The sequence below is a fragment of the Microvirga aerilata genome (assembly GCF_016743775.1).
Lineage (GTDB): Bacteria > Pseudomonadota > Alphaproteobacteria > Rhizobiales > Beijerinckiaceae > Microvirga > Microvirga aerilata.
This window is the reverse complement of sequence record NZ_JAEQMY010000002.1, coordinates 181,213-199,423: the sequence shown is the minus strand read 5'-3', so window position 1 is coordinate 199,423 and position 18,211 is coordinate 181,213. Positions and strand designations below refer to the sequence as shown.

Below are 18,211 nucleotides of genomic sequence, written 5' to 3'. Positions count from 1 at the left end.
TGGCGGATGCGCGGGTTTACGCCTTGATCTTGTAGCCCGTCCTGAAGATCCACCAGACGCCAGCGAGACACATCAGCATGAACACGAGGGTCATGCCGAGGCTGATCCCCACGCCCACATCGGCGACGCCGTAGAAGCTCCAGCGGAAGCCGCTCACCAGGTAGACCACCGGGTTGAACAGGGCGACCGTCTGCCAGAACGGCGGCAGCATGTTGATGGAGTAGAAGCTGCCGCCCAGAAACGCCAGCGGCGTCACGATCATCAGGGGCACGATCTGAAGCTTCTGGAAGCTGTCCGCCCAGATGCCGATGATGAAGCCGAAGAGGCTGAAGGTGATGGATGTCAGCACCAGGAAGGCGATCATCCACAACGGGTGCTCGATGGAGAAGTCCACGAAGAGCCGGGCGGTGATCAGGATGATGGTGCCGATGATCACCGACTTGGTGGCCGCCGCCCCCACATAGCCGATCAGGGTCTCGATGGCCGAGATCGGAGCGGACAGAAGCTCGTAGATGGTGCCGGCGAATTTCGGCATGTAGATGCCGAAGGAGGCGTTCGAGATGCTTTCCGTCAGGATCGACAGCATGATCAGCCCCGGCACGATGAAGGCGCCGTAGCTCACCCCCTCGATATTGGCCATGCGCGAGCCGATGGCCGAGCCGAACACGATGAAATAAAGCGATGTCGACAGCACGGGCGAGGCGATGCTCTGCATGATCGTGCGCCAGGTGCGCGCCATCTCGAAGAGATAGATGGCCTTGATGGCATAGACGTTCATGCGCGCCCCCTGACGAGACTGACGAAGATTTCCTCGAGCGAAGACTCGGAGGTCTGCAGATCCTTGAAGTCGATGCCGTGCTCGCTGAGGCGGCGCAGGAGGCCCGCGATGCCCGTCTCCTCGGTCTGCGTGTCGAAGGTGTAGACGAGCTCGGTGCCGTCCGACGAGAGCTGCAGGTTCTCGGATTGCAGGTCGGCCGGGAGGGCGGCGAGCGGGTTCTGCAGGTGCAGGGTCAGCTGCTTCTTGCCGAGCTTCTGCATCAGGACGGTCTTGTCCTCCACCAGGATGATCTCGCCCTTGCGGATCACCCCGATCCGGTCGGCCATCTCCTCGGCCTCCTCGATATAGTGGGTGGTCAGGATGATCGTGACGCCGCTCTCGCGCAGCTTCCTGACCATTTCCCACATGTCCCGCCGCAGCTCCACGTCGACGCCGGCGGTGGGCTCGTCGAGGAACAGGATCTTGGGCTCGTGCGACAGGGCCTTGGCGATCATCACCCGGCGCTTCATGCCGCCGGAAAGCGTCATGATCTTGCTGTCGCGTTTCTCCCACAGGGAGAGGTCCTTCAGGATCTTTTCGAGATAGGCCGGATTGGGCGGCTTGCCGAAGAGCCCGCGGCTGAACTTCACCGTCGCCCACACGCTCTCGAAGGCATCCGTGGTCAGCTCCTGCGGGACGAGGCCGATCTTCGCGCGGGCGGCCCGGTAATCACGGACGATGTCGTGGCCGTCGGCCGTGACGGTGCCGGTGCTCGGGTTGACGATCCCGCAGATGATGCTGATGAGCGTCGTCTTGCCGGCCCCGTTGGGGCCAAGCAGCGCGAAGATCTCGCCCCGGCGGATCTCCAGGTCGACCGTCTTCAGGGCCTGGAAGCCGGACGCATAGGTCTTGCTTAAGTCCGAGACGGCGATGATCGGTTCCCGGGAGCCGACGGGCCCGGGCATCTGAAGGGAATCGAGCGGTTTCATGCCCGCCTGATAGCATGACGGGAAGCGGTGCGGAATGCGCACGTGCTCTCCGGCCCAACAGGATTCGGGAAAGCCCCGAGAGCTGCTTTCCGCCGGGACTGTTAAGGCACTGAAGCCCTCCTTCCCCTTGTGGGGAGGAGTTGGAGGTGGGGGTGTGGGCGATCGCCTATCCACGTGTGGCGCTGGCACCCCCACCCTGGCCCTCCCCGTCGCATGTCGGGTGTTCCCGACATGCGCCTGCAAAGAGCAGGTCTCGGGCAAGCCCGAGGCCTGCGGGGGAGGGAAACACGCGCTCTACTCGTTCAACGATCCCGGATCGGCTCCGCCGTCCGGGATGACACTGAGGCTGTCATCCCCGGCGAACGAAGTGAGGGAGGGGGATCCACTCACATCCTTAGCATGTGGATTCCCTTCCCCTCCGCTTCGCTCCGGCCGGGAATGACACTGAGGTTAGCGCTCCGCTGTCATCCCCGGCGAGCCGCAGGCGAGGGAAGGGGATCCACGATCAGGCGCGCCGATGGATCCCCTTCCCGGTCCTGACGGACCGCAGGGGACGACAAGGGCGAGCGCCGAATCCGCGTCCCGGACGACCCCGATTATGTCGGTCAGTTCTGCGCGTGCGGAACCGGGATCAGATCCGGTGCGATCACGCGCACGGTTTTCTTCTGGCCGGCCGTGACCACCTCGCGGGTCGCGCCCTCGCCCTGGCCCACGACGGTGTTGTTCTCGATGGACTGCGGGCCGATGCCGGAGGATTCCTTGCTGGCGGTCGGCGCGGCTTCGGCGGCCTCGGCCGCTTCCTTCTCCTCGTCGTCGGCCTTCTTCTCCGCCGCCTTGCGGGCCTGCACGGCCTTCGGGCGGGACAATTCCTCCGCCTTCTCGGCGGTAACGATCATGTCGCCCTTGCGCTGCGAGAGCATGCTCTCGGCCTTACGCAGAACCACGGCCCAGCTCTCGCCCTGCTTCTTGCAGGCGCAGGCCTCGTCGAAGGTCTTGCGGAACTTGAAGGCGTTTGCCAGCGACGTGTAGGGCTGGTTGCCCGACAGGGAGGCCGCCCGGTTGAGTCCGTTGTCGCCGCCCGGATAGGCGAAGGCGAGGGTTTCCGTGCCGGGGCAGAGGGCCTGGCACATTTCGTTGGCGCTCTGCCCGCCGCCCGGCGGGGTGGTGAGCGGGAAGTAGGAGCCGTCGCAGGTTCTCACGCAGATGAGGCGTCCCCCGCCGAGGGAGGGCGGTCCGTCGTCGGCGATGATGGGCTGCCCCTCGGGCATGATTTCCTGCCGCTGCTGCTGCTGCGGCTGGCGCGGTGCGCCGAAGATGGATTCGAAGAAGCCGCGGGGCTCGGCGGAGCAAGTCTGCTGGACCGCAGCCTGGAGCTGCCGGCGCCGGGCGTCGATCTCGCCCGGATCGACTGCCTGCGAGGCGAGGCGGGCGTAGCCTGCCTCGAGCTGGCGGATCTGCTGGGCGATGGAGCCGCACTCGGCGGGCGCAGGTCCTGCCAGGAAGCCGAGGGGTCCGCGCTCGCAGCCGATGTTGCGGTAATAGCCGACGAGGCGGTTGATCTCCGCGCGCTGGGCCCGCATCTGGCCCGTCGGCGCTCCGCCGCCGCCCCCGCGGTCGAGATTGGCCAGCTCCGCCCGGAAGCGCTGGCATTCCGGCGATTGGGCAAGGGCGGCCTGGCCTGCGGCCAGGAAGGCCGCCGCGGCGAGAAGGGAGCGGAAGAAGGATGTCTTTGTCATGAAGCTGATCGCAGAACTCAGGTCCGTTGCGGCGCTGTCGGCCCAGGGAGGCCCATCATGTGACGCCGGAATTTGACCCTATTGTGATTAACGCCTTGCCCGCTTCGTGGAAAGCCACCTAGCTTCCCAAAACCGCGACCGCTGGAGAAGCCTGCATGTACTCCCATACGACCATCGGGGCAAATGACTTGGGCCGCGCAAGAGAGTTCTATGACGCCGTGCTCGCTCCCCTTGGGCTCGAGGTGCGCTTCTCGGGCGGCGGCATCGTCGGCTGGGGCCTGCCCGGAGGGCGGCCGCAGTTTCTGGTCGTGCGGCCCTTCGACGGCGGGGAGCCCAGCGCCGGCAACGGCTCCATGATCGCCTTGCTGGCCCATGAGCGCCGCCTCGTGGATGCCTGCCACGCCGCCGCCCTGGAGCGGGGCGGGGCCGACGAGGGTGCGCCGGGCCTGCGCCCTCAGTACCATCGGAACTACTATGGCGCTTATTTTCGTGACCTCGACGGCAACAAGGTCTGCATCGTCAGCCATCACGCTGAGTAGGCTCTCGTCAAAGCCCTCCACCATCCCCACATGACAGCAAGACGGTGGAGATGGATGAAAGAGATGCTCGCTCGAATCGCTTTGGCCCTGGCCCTGACGGCAGGCGCGGCAACCGGTGCCGCTGCCCAGGAGCCCGACCTGATCTTCAAGAAGTCGACCGTGTGGCGGGCGCTGACCCCGGACGACAAGCTCGCGGTCTACGGCCTCGACGATCCGGTGGTGGAAGGGGTGGCCTGCCACTACACGACCCCTGAGCGGGGCGGCATTTCCGGCACCCTCGGCATGGCCGAGGAGGTGTCCGACATCTCGCTCGCCTGCCGGCAGGTCGGCCCGGTGAAGTTCAAGCAGAAATTCGGCCAGGGCGACGTGGTGTTCAGCGAGCGCCGGTCCCTGATCTTCAAGAAGATGCAGATCGTCCGCGGCTGCGACGTGAAGCGCAACACCCTGGTCTACATGGTCTACTCGGACAGGGTCATCGAGGGCTCGCCCAAGAACTCCACCTCGAGTGTTCCCCTGATGCCCTGGGGCACGGAAGTCCCGCCGAAATGCGCCGAGTGGATGAATTCGTAAAGGTCGGCTTCTCCATAGCGGGCAGGCGCGGGATCGTTCGACGGGGTGAGCCCTGAAACCGGCAGGACGCTCCTCCCTCTCCCACACGGGAGAGGGGCGCTGTAGCGGCCTCGTGCTCTTGCGGTGAATTCCCGTGCTCCGGCTTTGCAGCCCTCACAAGGTTGAAAACCGCCCCTAAACAGTGCTGTCGTGGATCAGAAGCCTCGCGGCGGTCGCCCACATGACGAGGCCGATGGCGATGTCGAGGATGCGCCAGGTGACCGGGCGGGCGAAGAGCGGCTTCAGCAGCCTGGCTCCGAAGCCGAGGGAAAAGAAGAACGTGAAGGAGGCCAGCATGGCCCCGGCGGCAAACCACCTCTTGCCTTCGTCGAACTGCGTCGAGATCGAGCCGATCAGGACCACGGTGTCCAGGTAGACGTGCGGATTGAGCCAGGTGAGGGCAAGGGACGTGAGGACCACGCGGCCGAGCGCTGCCGGCGCCGAGTCCGACGGCCGCAGGGAGTCACTTGGCCGGAGCGCCGCCATGAAGCTCCGCGCTCCGTAGACGACCAGAAAGGCTACCCCGGCATAGCGCATGGCCATCTCGGCCCAGGGCAGCCGCGCCGCGATCTGGGCGAAGCCCGACACACCCGCCAGGATCAGCACCGCATCCGAAAGCGCGCAGGCGAGGCAGACGGCGAACACGTGCTCGCCGCGCAATCCGATTCTCAGCACGAAGGCATTCTGGGCGCCGATGGGCAGGATCAGGCTGAGGCCGAGCAGGAAGCCGGCAAGGAGAGGGGCGGTCACGTCGGTGCTCCAGAAACGGGTCGACGCGTGGTAGGCGAGCGCCTAGGATTAGAAAAGTTAAACCCCATAAGGCAGATTTAGAATTTCTAATCCGAAGTTGGATTATGCCCTTTTGTCGGCCCTTGCGGCCGTGGTCCGAACCGGCAGCTTCGAGCGTGCCGCCCATCGGCTGAACGTCACCCCGCCGGCCGTCTCCCAGCGGGTGAAGCTCCTGGAGGAGCGGATCGGCACGGTTCTGGTCCTGCGGGGGCAGCCCTGCCTGGCAACCGAGGCCGGGCAGCGCCTGTGCCAGCATGTGGAGCAGGTGGCCCTGCTCGAAAGCTCGCTGCGAGGGGGTCTTCCGGGCCTGGAGCCCGAAGCCGGGCCCGTGACCCTGCGCATCGCCGTGAATGCGGACAGCCTCGCCACCTGGTTCATTCCCGCCATGGCGGGCACGGAAGGTTTCCTGTTCGACCTCGTTCTGGACGATCAGGACTACAGCACCGACTGGCTCAGGCGCGGGGAGGTCGTGGCGGCCGTCACCTCGTATGGGAAGCCGATTCAGGGCTGCAACTGCTATTCCCTGGGATCCTTAAGGTATGTGGCGACGGCGAGCCCCGCATTCATGGAGCGGTGGTTTGCCGAAGGGTTGGATGCGCCCTCGGTTGCCCGCGCGCCCTGCCTGATCTTCAACCAGAAGGATCGGCTGCAGGCGCTCTGGGTGCAACAGGCCCTGGGCCTCGATGTCAGACCGCCGGTCCATTGGCTGCCCTCGTCGCAAGCCTTCGTGGATGGGGCTCTTGCGGGCTTGGGTTGGGGGATGAACCCGGAAGCGCTGGTTCAGGAGCATCTCCGGGCTGGAAGGCTGGTGGCCCTGAAGCCGTCCGAACCCCTGGAGGTGCCGCTGTTTTGGCAGCAGAGCCGGATCGTCGGTCCTCTGCTGGGGGATGTGACCCGGGCCGTGCGGGAGACGGCCCGTAGCCTCTTGGCGCAGGCTTGAACGCCTGGACGCTCAGTTCGAGCAGGTGATCGAGACCGGGCGCTCCTGAATGTTCAGGGATGCCTTCTGGATCGTTCCCGTGATCTCGTCGGGGGAGATCTGCCGGAAGGAAGTAGCCTTGGAATAACCGTGAGCCTCGCACCAGCTGTCCGCCACAACTTGGCCACAACTCTGGTTTCCAATAAGACACTCCGCGACGCCATAGCCGTCCGCGGCAGGCACCATGAAGCTGGCTTCGGTCGAAGAGGCCTGGGTGCCATTGGGGAGCAGCGTCAGGGACGCGGCAGCAAAGAACACAGCAGTACCCATTCCGAGCATGGCGAATGCGCGGCGCATCGTAGACCTCTTTGTTTGAACTCGGGCTATTATGCCACGAGCGTGCGTGAACAAAGCTCTAACGCGCTTGGGCAGAACGCGTTTCATGCAGCTGTGCAAATTAAACATGCTTACCGAATCGGAAACCTTGACGCCGTTGGGCCGAAAAGGCATTGATGGCTGTATGAACACGGCAACGATCCTCATTTCCGGGATTATTTGCGGCTAGCGCACTTCGCTGGCTGGAGCCGTCTCGTTCTCATTCCAAGATCGAAACCGCCTTCCGGCCTGCGGCCTGACAGGGACTTGGTTTCATGGCGACCAGCTTGAGGCTCTACAACACGCTGACCCGGTCGAAGGACGCTTTCGTCCCGATCGACCCCCTAAACGTGCGCCTCTACGTCTGCGGACCCACCGTTTACGACTACGCCCACATCGGCAACGCCCGCCCGATCATCGTCTTCGACCTTCTCTTCCGTCTGCTGAGACATGTGTACGGCACGAAAGCCGTGACGTATGTGCGCAACATCACGGATGTGGACGACAAGATTAACGCCCGCGCCGCCCGGGATTACCCGGAGCTGCCGCACAACGAGGCGATCCGCGTCGTGACGGCTAAGACCGAGGAGCAGTTCCACGCCGACATCAGGGCGCTGGGGGTGCTCATGCCGGAGGACGTGAACGAGGAAGGCCAGCCCCCGCGCTTCGTCGAGCCGCGCGCCACCGAGCATATCGACGAGATGCGCATGATCATCGAGCGGCTGATCGCGCGGGGCGCGGCCTATGTGGCCGAGGACCACGTGCTCTTCTCGGTCTCGGCCATGGGGAGGCTGCCCAACGTTCCCCAATACGGCGCCTTCTCGAAGCGCTCCCTCGACGAGCTGCTCTCCGGCGCCCGGGTGGACGTGGCGCCCTACAAGCGCGACCCCATGGATTTCGTGCTCTGGAAACCGTCCGGCCCGCAGGATCCCGCCTGGGCCTCGCCTGCGGGCATCGCGACGCCGGGCCGCCCGGGCTGGCACATCGAGTGCTCCGCCATGGCGTGGCGGCACCTGGTGCAGGCCTTCGAGACGCGGCTCACCTGCGCCGATCCGGCGGAGCGTGAGGTGTTCGACATCCACGGCGGCGGCATCGACCTCGTCTTCCCGCACCACGAGAACGAGATCGCCCAGAGCTGCTGCGCCTTCGACACCACGCGCATGGCCAATGTGTGGATGCACAACGGCTTCCTGCAGGTGGAAGGCGAGAAGATGTCGAAGTCGCTGGGCAACTTCTTCACCATCCATGACCTGTTGCAGGATTGGCCCGGCGAGGTGCTGCGCTTCAACATGCTGCGCACCCATTACCGCCAGCCCATCGACTGGACGGTGAAGGGGCTCGAGGAAAGCGAGAGGACCCTCGACCGCTGGTACGAGCTGGTCGGAAGGGCTGAGGCCGCCTTCCTCTCGGATCTGGTCGTCGAGGCGCTTGCGGACGACCTCAACACGCCGAAGATGCTGGCGGAGCTTCATGCTCTCGACGGGCGGGGCGCGCACGAGGAACTCGGCGCGAATCTTCGCGCGCTGGGCTTCCTGCTCGAAGGAGCGGACGCCTGGAAGGCGCGCAGGCAGGCCGCCCTCAGCGTCGACCCTGCCCAGGTCGAAGCCCTGATCGTCGCCCGCAAGGAGGCGCGTGCGTCCAAGAACTGGCCCGAGTCCGACCGCATTCGCGACCAGCTCGCCGCGATGAACGTCGTGGTGAAGGACAACAAGGACGGCACCACAACCTGGGAGGTGGCGCGATGAACGCCCGCACATCCTCCACCGTCATCGCCGGCCTCGCGGCGGTGAACCCGATCCCGAAGGCGTGGCGTTCCTCAAACAGAGATGGCCGGGACAAGTCCGGCCAAGACATGCGGCATATGGGCCGCACAGGCAGCGATGGGAGAGCACGCTGATGGGACAGGCAATGCCGCAACCGGGGTTGCGCCCCTTTCTGCCGGCCGATCTGCCGGTGCTCGTCGAGATCTACGAGGAGAGCATCGCGGAGCTGACGGGCGAGGATTACAGCGAGAGCCAGCAGGAAGCCTGGATGGCCCTCTCCGGGGACGAATCCTTCGCCCAGAAGCTCACCCAGGGCCTGACCCTGATCGCCTCCGTCGAAGGCTCGCCCGTGGGCTTCATTTGCCTCAAGGACAACGAGCTGATCGAGCTGTTCCACGTGCATCCGGCCGTGGCCGGACAGGGGATCGGCACGATGCTCTACGCCGCTGTCGAGAAGCTGGCCGGCGCCCGCGGGGCGACCCGGCTCGTGGCGGAGGTGAGCGACAACGCCCAGCCATTTTTCCAGAAACACGGCTTCCAGCCCCAGCGCCGCACCACGCTCTCCCTAGGCGATGAATGGCTGGCCAACACCACCATGGAAAAGCGCCTCGCGCCGCAAGAAGACCGGAAACTGTCCTCATGAGCCGCGAGCGGATCTATCTCTTCGACACCACCCTGCGCGACGGGGCGCAGACCACGGGGGTCGACTTCTCGCTGGACGACAAGCGGGCGGTCGCCACGCTTCTCGATAGGCTCGGCATCGATTACGTGGAAGGCGGCTATCCGGGCGCGAATCCGCTCGACACCGCCTTCTTCTCCGAGAAGCGCACGAAGAACGCCAAATTCACGGCTTTCGGCATGACCAAGCGGGCAGGGCGCTCCGTGTCGAACGATCCTGGCGTCGCGGCGCTCCTCGAAGCGCAGGCCGATGCGATCTGCTTCGTCGCCAAGGCCTGGGACTATCATGTCCATGTGGCTCTCGAGACGACGCTCGAGGACAACCTCGCCGGCATCCAGGACAGCGTCGAGGCCGCCGTTGCCCGAGGCCGCGAGGTGATCGTCGACTGCGAGCACTTCTTCGACGGCTACAAGGCCAATCCGGATTTCGCGCTCTCCTGCGTCAGGGCCGCCTATGAGGCCGGCGCGCGCTGGGTCGTGCTCTGCGACACCAATGGCGGCACGCTGCCCCATGAGGTGTCAGAGATTGTGACAACTGTTACCAGAGATGTACCAGGCGCGCATATCGGCATCCACGCCCATGACGATTGCGGCTGCGCGGTCGCCAACTCGCTTGCTGCCGTTGAGGCAGGCGCCCGGCACATCCAGGGCACGCTCAACGGCCTCGGCGAACGCTGCGGCAACGCCAACCTGATCACGCTGATCGGCGCCCTGAAGCTCAAGGACGGTTATGCCGCCCGCTTCGATCTCGGCGTCACCGACGAGAGCTTAAGCCAGCTCACCCATGTGTCCCGGCAGGTGGACGAGATCCTCAACCGCCAGCCGAACCGCCACGCGCCCTTCGTGGGCTCCAGCGCCTTTGCCACCAAGGCCGGCATCCATGCCTCGGCCGTGCTGAAGGACCCGCGCACCTACGAGCATGTGGAGCCGGAAATCGTCGGCAACGCGCGCAAGGTCCTGGTGTCCGACCAAGGCGGGCAATCCAACATTCTGGCCGAGCTGAAGCGCTGCGGCTTCGCGCTCGAAAAGGGCGACCCGCGCATCGGTCGCGTGCTCGACGAGGTGAAGCGCAAGGAAGCCGAGGGTTTTGCGTTCGAAGGCGCGGACGCCTCCTTCTACGTGCTTGTCAAGCGCATGCTGGGGGAGGTGCCGGCTTTCTTCGACGTGGAGCGCTTCTCGGTCAACGTGGAGCGCCGCTTCAACGCGGTCGGCGAACTCGTCACCGCCTCGGAAGCCATCGTGAAGGTGCGCGTAGGCGACGAGGTGCTGATCTCGGCGGCCGAAGGCAACGGCCCGGTAAACGCGCTGGACGTGGCCCTGCGCAAGGATCTCGGCAAGTATCAGAACCTGATCCAGGATCTGGAGCTGGTGGACTACAAGGTGCGCATCTACCAGGGCGGCTCGGACGCCGTGACGCGCGTCCTGATCGAGTTCACCGATGGATCGGGAGAGCGCTGGACCACCATCGGCGTTTCGCCCAACATCATCGACGCCTCGTTCCAGGCGCTCACCGACTCCATGATCTACAAGCTTTTGAAGGGCGGAGCGGCGCTCTAGATCAGGCGCCACCACGATCTCCGGCGCAGGCCAACCCATGACCCTTTCGATTCTGCTGCCTCTCCTGGGCATCGTGCTCGGCGGCATCTTTCTCGCTGCCCAAGCGCCCATCAATGCGGCGCTGGCACGGACGCTTGGCGACCCGGTGCTGGCGGCCTGCATCTCGTTCGGGATCGGCTTTGTCGTTCTGGGGGTGATCAGCGCCTTCAGGGGCGCTTGGCCATCGGGCGGCGCAATGGCCTCGGCCCCCTGGTGGTCCTGGCTCGGTGGCTTTCTGGGAGCGTTCTATGTCGCGGTCGTGATCTGGGGCGTTCCGCAGCTCGGCGTGGTCAGCACCGTGGCGGCCCTGATCTTTGGGCAGGTGGCGGCGGCGCTGGTCCTGGACGCGGTGGGAGCCTTCGGGATCCCCGTCCAAGCGATCACGTGGCAGCGGCTTGTCGCGGCAGGCATGATCCTGGGCGGCCTCGTCCTGTCCCGGGCAGGGTAGAACCACATCGCGCACCGGCGCCGGGGCGAGGCAACAATCGGCTACCTTTACGTTATAATAGAAACGTAAAGGAGGTCATGATGCATCTTCTCAATTCCCCTGTAGCAAAGGCCAGATTGATTTTGCTGCTTGTCGGTCTGGCGCTGCCTTCAGTCGTCGTGGGGGCGGAGTTCGCTGGCCTTCTCGATATGGACTGGGGATTTGAGATCACTTTCGCAGTCTGCCTAGCCGTTATCTTGCTGGCCTTTAGGGTGCTGGACCGTATCCTCGATAAAGGCCGAGACGGAGCTGCCTGCAAAGAACAGCTCCGCCGGTAAGGCATCAAGATCGCCTTTGCGCTTAAAACTGGCTCTCAATAGCCTCTTCGTTGCTCACGATGCCCACCCGTCGGGCGGCGGCTTCCATCATCGGGATCACCTCTTCGACCCGTTCCGCCACGAGATAGTTCAGCTCCAGGCCGGGCCGGATGAAGCCCTGCTCGCGCATATGGGCGATCAGGGTGAGAAGCGGCTTCCAGAAACCTTTGGTGCTGAGCATCAGGATCGGCTTGGTGTGCCGGCCGAGCTGCGACCAGGTCATCTGCTCGACGAGTTCTTCCAGGGTGCCGATCCCGCCCGGCAGGGCCACGAAGGCGTCGGCCTTCTCGAACATCAGGCGCTTGCGGGTGTGCATGTCGGGAACCACGATGGTTTCCTGCACATCGTCCAAAAGCTTCTCGCGTGACTTCAGGAAATCCGGGATGATTCCTGTGACATAACCGCCGTGGTCGAGGACCGATTGAGCGACGGTGCCCATGAGGCCGACATTGCCGCCTCCATAGACAAGGTTGATCCCCTGCTCGGCCATGGAACGGCCCAGTGCCGCCGCATTTTCGGTGAAAATGGGATCGCCGCCGAAGCCGGAGCCGCAATAGACGCAGATGGATTTGATGGGTTTGATGGCTGCCATGGAAATTTCGGGGGAGCGGGGAGCTTCCCGCGCTGAGTCGTAGAGCATATTTTGTCCTTTATGGCCGTAGCCTTTTGAAAGATAAACGGTTTAAATGGCGGAAAGTGCCCGGTTGAGAAAAAGCGTCATGGCGCACCCAAAAGAGATCAAAGGAACGATCGCGCTTCTCGGGGCTGCCGCCGCAGCCGTCGTGGCGGTTCTCCTTGGCGTATTCTACTGGTCCTGGTCGGATCAGCCGGCATCTTCCCAGGCCTCGGCTCCGGTTCAGCCGGCCCAGCCATCAGCCCCAGTGTCCAGTGCGCCGGGTCAGCAGGCGGCCCTGCCGGCGCCTCCCGCGCCGAATGCACCGCCGGCTCCACCGCGCGACGCTCCCATCATCCCCACCTTCGACCTGGTGCGCGTCGAGCCGGACGGCGAGAGCGTGATCGCCGGCCGTGCGGCGCCGGGGGCAACCATCGAGCTTCTCAGGGGCGATCAGGTTCACGCCCGTGCGGTCGCCGATGCCTCTGGCCTCTTCGCGATCGTACCGCCGCCCCTGCCACCGGGATCCCATCAGGTGGCGCTGCAATCCATTGCTCCTGACGGAGCCCGCCAGCGCTCCGAACAGAACGTGACGGTGGTCATCACCGATGCCAAGACGCGGCCTCTCGTGACCCTGACGTCCCCCGACAAGCCCACCGTGATCCTGTCCAACCCCGAGCCGCCGGAGCCCAAGGTGGCCGAGGCGCCCGTCCCGGACGCCAAGACTGCGGAAGACAAGCCTGCCGCGCCTCCGGCCCAGCAGCAGGCCGGCGCCGCGCCGCCGGTTTCTCCCCCGGCTCCTCCCGCGCAGCCGACCGCCCGTCCGGAAATCAAGATCGTGACCGTCGAGGCGGAGGAGGGCAGGCTGTTCGTGTCCGGCCTGTCGGCGCCTGGTGCCACCGTCCGCCTGTATCTGAACGAAAGCTTCATCGCTCCCGGCGGCTCCGGCGGGGACGGCAAGGTGTCCTTCTCCATCGGCACAGGGGTGAAGCCTGGCGACTACCGGATCCGCCTCGACGACGTGGATCCGGTTTCGGGACAGGTGAAGTCCCGGGCCGAGGTCGGCTTCAACGTGCCCGCGCAGGTGGCGGCAGTGCAGCCACAGCCGCAGGTGGCCGGTCGCTCGACCGCGCCTAGCCCCGCAGCCGCCCAGCCGCAGGCCCGCCGCGAAGTGGCCTCGGCCCTGCCCAGCGGGCAGGTCGCCGATGCCGGAACGGTTGTGATCCCCAGCATCAATACGGCTCTTGTGTCCCGCGGCGACAATCTTTGGCGCATCAGCCAGCGGATATACGGCAAGGGTTTCCGGTACACGATGATCTACGGCGCGAACCAGGAGCAGATCCGCAATCCCAACCTGATCTATCCGGGGCAGGTCTTCGTCCTGCCCGGCGATCAGGAGCCCAAGAGCAACTAATCTGCCGTCACGGGCCTATCGCCGTCGAACAAATGCGGATGCGGGGTGAATTCACCTCGCCGATCGACTATATCGAGGTCCAACCTTTCAACCGGATTCTCGCGTATGCCTCCCTCCACCGCCGTCCCGTCGACGAGCGCCGCCGCGCCGAAGCCAAACGGCTTGGCTGCTACCTGGAAGAAGCTGTGGCCCTATCTATGGCCTCACGGGCGCCCGGATCTCCAGCGGCGCGTCTTCCTGGCCTTCGGCCTGCTCCTCGTGGCGAAGGGGGTAACCATGGTGACGCCGTTCGCCTTCAAATGGGCGACGGACGCGCTCGTGGCCGTCACGAGCAACGGCAATCAGCCGACCGAGGCAGCGGCGACCGCCGGCTCCTGGCTCTGGCGGGCGCCGATCCTCCTCACCCTGGTTTACGGCGTCACCCGCATCCTCATGGCCGTGCTCACGCAGGTTCGTGACGGCCTGTTCGCCAAGGTTGCCATGCATGCGGTGCGCAAGCTGGCGCTGCAGACCTTCGAGCACATGCACCGCCTCTCCCTGCGCTTCCACCTGGAACGCAAGACCGGCGGCCTGACCCGCGTGCTGGAGCGCGGCCGGGAGGGGATCGAGGAGCTGTCGCGTCTGGTGGTGCTCACCCTCCTGCCGACGATCCTGGAGTTCCTGCTCGTCCTGGGCATCCTGGCCTGGGAATTCGACTGGATCTATTCCCTGGTCGTTCTCGTGATGGTGGTCGTCTACCTCGCCTATACCTACAAGGCCACCCAGTGGCGGATCTCGATCCGCAAGCAGATGAACGATTCCGACACGGACGCCAACACCAAGGCAGTCGACTCGCTCCTGAACTACGAGACCGTGAAATATTTCGGCGCCGAGCAGCGGGAAACCGCCCGCTACGACCGCTCCATGGAGAAGTTCGAGAGGGCCTCGACCCAGACCTATACGTCGCTTGCCGTTCTCAACGCGGGCCAGGCGGTGATCTTCTCCATCGGCATGGCCATCGTGATGGTCCTGGCGGCGCGGGACATCATGGCGGGGCGGGTTTCCATCGGCAGCTTCGTGCTCGTCAATGCCATGCTGGTGCAGCTTTATATCCCGCTGAACTTCATGGGAATGCTTTATCGCGAGATCAAGCAGGCCCTCATCGACATCGACGACATGTTCGCCGTGATCGACCGCAACCCCGAGATCCAGGACAAGCCGGGCGCCAAGCCGCTCCAGGCGGCGCAAGGCGTGGTGCGCTTCGAGGACGTGCATTTCGCCTATATTCCCGAGCGTCCCATCCTGAAAGGCGTAAGCTTCGAGGTTCCGGCAGGGCACACGGTGGCTATCGTCGGCCCTTCGGGCGCCGGCAAGTCCACCATCTCCCGCCTGCTGTTCCGCTTCTACGAGCCCACCAGCGGCCGCATCCTCATCGATGGCCAGAACATCGCCGATGTGCAGCAGGCATCCCTGCGCAAGGTCATCGGCATGGTGCCGCAGGACACGGTGCTCTTCAACGACACCATCGGCTACAACATCCAGTACGGTCGATGGGATGCGACTCCTGAAGAAATGAAGGAGGCGGCCCGCCTCGCCCAGATCGACCGCTTCATCGCCCAGTTGCCTGAGGGCTACGACACGCCCGTGGGCGAGCGCGGCCTCAAGCTCTCCGGCGGCGAGAAGCAGCGCGTCGCCATTGCCCGGACGATCCTCAAAAGCCCCCCGATCCTGGTGCTCGACGAGGCGACCTCTGCCCTGGACACCTTCACCGAGAAGGAAATCCAGGACGCTCTCGATCGGGTCAGCCGCGGGCGCACCACCCTGGTGATCGCCCATCGCCTGTCCACAGTGATCGGAGCCGACGAGATCATCGTGCTCGATCAGGGCCGCGTCGTCGAGCGGGGCAACCATGCGAGCCTGCTGAGCCTCGGCGGGGTCTATGCCGCCATGTGGAACCGCCAGCGCGAGGCCGATCAGGCTCGCGAAGCCCTCAAGCGAGCGGAAGAGGCGGAGCAGGTGGAGGAAAGCGAAGGCGTGGCAGGTTGACGGAAACCCTTCCGCCTGCCATCCCCACCTTGAGGTATCGGTCCCATAAGCGGTTTCCACTTTTGAGACCCCTCCGACACTTATTTTTAGCTTGGCGCATCGTTGCTGCGGGAAACCGGATCCACTTTCCCGCACGATGCGCTGGCGCTCTGAAGGCTTGAGATAATATGACCGATATCCTGGAATCGATGCGCCGCATCTTCGTGCCGATCCACAAGGAGGGTTATCCCTTCATCCTGATCGCGCTGTTTGCGACGATCGTCCTGGCGTGGCTGTGGTCGCCCCTGGGCTGGATCGGCACGATCCTGACTGTGTGGGTCTGCTACTTCTTCCGCGATCCCCCGCGGGTGACGCCGATCCGCGAAGGCCTCGTGGTGTCGCCGGCCGATGGCCGGGTGAACCTGATCACCACCGCGGTCCCCCCGGCCGAGCTCGATCTGCCGGCCGAGCCGATGACCCGCATCTCGGTCTTCATGAACGTGTTCGACTGCCACGTGAACCGTGCGCCGGTCACCGGACGGATCACCCAGATTCTCTACACGCCAGGCCTCTTCCTCAACGCCGAGCTCGACAAGGCAAGCGAGGACAACGAGCGCAATGCCCTCGTCATCGAGACGGCAAGCACCAAGATCGGCGTCGTCCAGATCGCCGGTCTGGTGGCGCGCCGGATCGTGTCCTTCGTCAAGGTGGGCGAAGCGTTGAGCACCGGCGAGCGCTTCGGCCTGATCCGTTTCGGATCGCGGCTCGACATCTACGTGCCCATGAGCGCCCAGGTGCTCGTCGGTCTCGGCCAGACCGCGGTTGCGGGCGAGACGGTGCTGGCCGACCTCACGGCGAACGAGCCTGCCCGGCAGTACCGGGTTGGATAAAGCACTTTCCGGCGAAGCGGCCCCGGCTCGTCGCCAAAAAACGTGGTGCAACAAAGCGAAGAGGTGTTTCCATGCACAGGGAAACACCTCCGAGCAAACTTGCCTGTCAAGCTGGCAAACCCTAGATTTCACGCCATGAGCGATCTTTTCCCCCCCTTCGCCCCGGACCCGGACGAGCCGCGCAAGCGGCTCTTCAAGCCCGTCCCGTTCCGCGTCATCGTTCCCAACATCATCACCCTGATCGCCCTCTGCCTGGGGCTCACGGCGATCAGGCTCGCCTTCGAGGGGCGCTACGAGCCGGCGGTCATCGCCATCGTGGCGGCGGCTTTCCTGGACGGCGTCGACGGCCGGGTCGCCCGTCTCCTGAAGGGCACATCGCGTTTCGGCGCGGAACTCGACTCCCTCGCCGACTTCGTCAATTTCGGCGTGACGCCGGCCCTTATCCTCTACAGCTTCCTGCTGAACGAGTTGAAGGCCCTCGGCTGGATCGCGGTTCTGGTCTTCGCCATCGCCATGGCCCTGCGCCTGGCGCGCTTCAACGTGATGCTGGACGATCCTCATCGCCCGGAGTGGAAGAAAAACTTCTTTACCGGCATGCCGGCGCCCGCAGGCGCTCTGACCTCGATGCTGCCGCTCTACCTGTCCTTCCTCGGGGTTTCCGTGGGGGCGGCGGCGGCACCCATCGCGCTGGTCTATCTGCTGGGCCTTGCGTTCCTGATGGTGTCCACGATCCCTGTCTACTCGGGCAAGACCATCGGCCTGAAGGTTCCCCGCCAGTGGGTTCTGCCGATTTTCGTTCTGTCGGTTGCGGCCTTCGGCCTGCTGGTAAGCTTTCCGTTCGAGATGCTGACCGTGATCACGGTCTGCTTCCTGGGCTCCATCCCGTTCAGCGTCATGCGCTATCGGCAGCTCGCGCGTGCCGATGCCATGCAGGCCGCAGAGGCCCGCCAAGCTCCGTCCGAGCAGGAGACGCCTCTTGCTTGATTCGTTCGCGTCCGGTGCCATGTTGTGACCGGGCGTAGCCCTATGCCCCTGTGAGTGTTCTCGAAGGATCCGGCGGGATCCTGGAGTGTGGAGAGAAAAGTGGCGTCTTCTTCCGAGGTGTCGAATTCCGGCTGGCGTCCGAAGCTCATTCTCGCGTCCGCTTCGCCCCGTCGCTTGGCTCTCCTGCAGCAGGCCGGAATCGAGCCGGATGCGCTCCTGCCCGCCGATGTGGATGAGACGCCCCTGAAGAACGAGAGCGCCAAGGAACTTGCCAAGCGCCTCGCCCGCTCGAAGGCCGAGGTAGCCCGCAAGGCCGCCCGCAGCCGCGACGACCTCAAGGATTCCTACATTCTCTCCGCCGATACCGTGGTGGTGGTCGGCAAGCGCGTTCTCCCCAAGGCCGAAGTGGTGGACGAGGCAGCCGGCTGCCTGCGCCTGCTCTCAGGCCGCGCCCACCGGGTCTACACCTCCGTTTGCCTGATCACCCCCAAGGACACGATCCGCGAGCGCCTTGTGGAAACGCGGGTGCGCTTCAAGCGCCTGTCCCGGGACGAGTTCGAGCGGTATCTCGCCTCGGGCGAATGGCGAGGAAAGGCCGGCGGCTATGCCATTCAGGGGCTGGCCGGAACCTTCGTGGTGAAGCTCGTCGGCTCCTATTCCAACGTCGTGGGGCTGCCCCTTTACGAGGCAGCCGCGCTGCTCGACGGAGAGGGCTATCCGGTCCGCTTCACGTGGCTCGATGCGGCCTGAAC

At 64.9% G+C, this 18,211-nt stretch carries 20 protein-coding genes; 14 read left to right on the top strand and 6 right to left on the bottom strand.

Annotation, left to right across the window (positions count from 1 at the left end; all coding sequences use genetic code 11):
- Positions 1-16: 16 nt before the first annotated feature.
- The 3 genes from JKG68_RS02745 to JKG68_RS02735 form a co-directional block, all read right to left on the bottom strand.
- Positions 17-778, bottom strand: coding sequence for an ABC transporter permease (locus tag JKG68_RS02745; protein WP_202055612.1), 762 nt, complete (start codon positions 776-778; stop codon positions 17-19).
- Positions 775-1,746, bottom strand: a complete 972-nt coding sequence (locus JKG68_RS02740; protein WP_202055611.1) for an ABC transporter ATP-binding protein — start codon at positions 1,744-1,746, stop codon at positions 775-777. Before JKG68_RS02740 ends, JKG68_RS02745 begins: the two co-directional genes overlap by 4 nt.
- Before the next feature lie 605 nt (positions 1,747-2,351).
- On the bottom strand, positions 2,352-3,482 hold the full coding sequence (locus tag JKG68_RS02735) for a DUF2865 domain-containing protein (protein ID WP_202055610.1): 1,131 nt from the start codon (positions 3,480-3,482) through the stop codon (positions 2,352-2,354).
- A 155-nt stretch (positions 3,483-3,637) separates the two neighbouring features.
- On the opposite strand from JKG68_RS02735, the gene JKG68_RS02730 reads away from it, so the two are divergent.
- Positions 3,638-4,021, top strand: coding sequence for a VOC family protein (locus JKG68_RS02730; protein WP_202055609.1), 384 nt, complete (start codon positions 3,638-3,640; stop codon positions 4,019-4,021).
- Between the two features lie 63 nt (positions 4,022-4,084).
- Positions 4,085-4,591, top strand: coding sequence for a CreA family protein (locus JKG68_RS02725; RefSeq protein ID WP_202055608.1), 507 nt, complete (start codon positions 4,085-4,087; stop codon positions 4,589-4,591).
- 174 nt (positions 4,592-4,765) lie between these two features.
- On the opposite strand, the gene JKG68_RS02720 is transcribed toward JKG68_RS02725, so the two are convergent.
- Complete coding sequence (locus tag JKG68_RS02720) at positions 4,766-5,380, bottom strand: LysE/ArgO family amino acid transporter (protein WP_202055606.1); 615 nt, start codon at positions 5,378-5,380, stop codon at positions 4,766-4,768.
- A 97-nt stretch (positions 5,381-5,477) separates the two neighbouring features.
- Between JKG68_RS02720 and JKG68_RS02715 the strand changes: the two genes are divergently transcribed.
- Positions 5,478-6,359: a LysR family transcriptional regulator ArgP gene (locus JKG68_RS02715; RefSeq protein WP_202055604.1), complete on the top strand. Its 882-nt coding sequence runs from the start codon at positions 5,478-5,480 to the stop codon at positions 6,357-6,359.
- Positions 6,360-6,371: 12 nt separating this feature from the next.
- On the opposite strand, the gene JKG68_RS02710 is transcribed toward JKG68_RS02715, so the two are convergent.
- Positions 6,372-6,695 carry a hypothetical protein gene (locus tag JKG68_RS02710; RefSeq protein WP_202055602.1) on the bottom strand — a complete coding sequence of 108 codons (324 nt, stop codon included), beginning with the start codon at positions 6,693-6,695 and terminating at the stop codon, positions 6,372-6,374.
- A 293-nt stretch (positions 6,696-6,988) separates the two neighbouring features.
- Here JKG68_RS02710 and cysS point away from each other — a divergent pair, with 293 nt between their 5' ends.
- The 6 genes from cysS to JKG68_RS02680 all read left to right on the top strand — a co-directional run bounded on the left by cysS (position 6,989) and on the right by JKG68_RS02680 (position 11,515).
- The gene (cysS, locus tag JKG68_RS02705; RefSeq protein ID WP_202055600.1) at positions 6,989-8,458 is read left to right on the top strand and encodes a cysteine--tRNA ligase; all 1,470 of its coding nucleotides are present in this window, start codon (positions 6,989-6,991) and stop codon (positions 8,456-8,458) included.
- Positions 8,455-8,610, top strand: coding sequence for a hypothetical protein (locus JKG68_RS02700; protein WP_202055598.1), 156 nt, complete (start codon positions 8,455-8,457; stop codon positions 8,608-8,610). Before cysS ends, JKG68_RS02700 begins: the two co-directional genes overlap by 4 nt.
- Positions 8,610-9,119 carry a GNAT family N-acetyltransferase gene (locus JKG68_RS02695; RefSeq protein WP_202055596.1) on the top strand — a complete coding sequence of 170 codons (510 nt, stop codon included), beginning with the start codon at positions 8,610-8,612 and terminating at the stop codon, positions 9,117-9,119. The genes JKG68_RS02700 and JKG68_RS02695 overlap by 1 nt, the downstream gene beginning before the upstream one ends.
- Positions 9,116-10,711, top strand: a complete 1,596-nt coding sequence (gene cimA / locus JKG68_RS02690; RefSeq protein ID WP_202055594.1) for a citramalate synthase — start codon at positions 9,116-9,118, stop codon at positions 10,709-10,711. The genes JKG68_RS02695 and cimA overlap by 4 nt, the downstream gene beginning before the upstream one ends.
- A gap of 37 nt (positions 10,712-10,748) precedes the next feature.
- The gene (locus JKG68_RS02685) at positions 10,749-11,198 is read left to right on the top strand and encodes a DMT family transporter (protein ID WP_202055592.1); all 450 of its coding nucleotides are present in this window, start codon (positions 10,749-10,751) and stop codon (positions 11,196-11,198) included.
- A gap of 77 nt (positions 11,199-11,275) precedes the next feature.
- Positions 11,276-11,515, top strand: a complete 240-nt coding sequence (locus JKG68_RS02680; protein WP_202055590.1) for a hypothetical protein — start codon at positions 11,276-11,278, stop codon at positions 11,513-11,515.
- 22 nt (positions 11,516-11,537) lie between these two features.
- Here JKG68_RS02680 and JKG68_RS02675 read toward each other — a convergent pair whose 3' ends face one another.
- Positions 11,538-12,146: an LOG family protein gene (locus JKG68_RS02675; protein ID WP_210346199.1), complete on the bottom strand. Its 609-nt coding sequence runs from the start codon at positions 12,144-12,146 to the stop codon at positions 11,538-11,540.
- 127 nt (positions 12,147-12,273) lie between these two features.
- Here JKG68_RS02675 and JKG68_RS02670 point away from each other — a divergent pair, with 127 nt between their 5' ends.
- The 5 genes from JKG68_RS02670 (at position 12,274) to JKG68_RS02650 (ending at position 18,209) form a co-directional block, all read left to right on the top strand.
- Positions 12,274-13,581: a LysM peptidoglycan-binding domain-containing protein gene (locus JKG68_RS02670; protein WP_202055588.1), complete on the top strand. Its 1,308-nt coding sequence runs from the start codon at positions 12,274-12,276 to the stop codon at positions 13,579-13,581.
- 105 nt (positions 13,582-13,686) lie between these two features.
- On the top strand, positions 13,687-15,606 hold the full coding sequence (locus tag JKG68_RS02665) for an ABCB family ABC transporter ATP-binding protein/permease (protein WP_202055583.1): 1,920 nt from the start codon (positions 13,687-13,689) through the stop codon (positions 15,604-15,606).
- A 167-nt stretch (positions 15,607-15,773) separates the two neighbouring features.
- Entirely contained in the window at positions 15,774-16,475 is a 702-nt protein-coding gene (locus JKG68_RS02660; protein WP_202055581.1) for a phosphatidylserine decarboxylase, read from the top strand.
- A gap of 135 nt (positions 16,476-16,610) precedes the next feature.
- Positions 16,611-17,459 carry a CDP-diacylglycerol--serine O-phosphatidyltransferase gene (gene pssA, locus JKG68_RS02655; RefSeq protein ID WP_202055579.1) on the top strand — a complete coding sequence of 283 codons (849 nt, stop codon included), beginning with the start codon at positions 16,611-16,613 and terminating at the stop codon, positions 17,457-17,459.
- Positions 17,460-17,558: 99 nt separating this feature from the next.
- Positions 17,559-18,209: a Maf-like protein gene (locus JKG68_RS02650; protein ID WP_202055578.1), complete on the top strand. Its 651-nt coding sequence runs from the start codon at positions 17,559-17,561 to the stop codon at positions 18,207-18,209.
- Positions 18,210-18,211 lie beyond the last annotated feature (2 nt).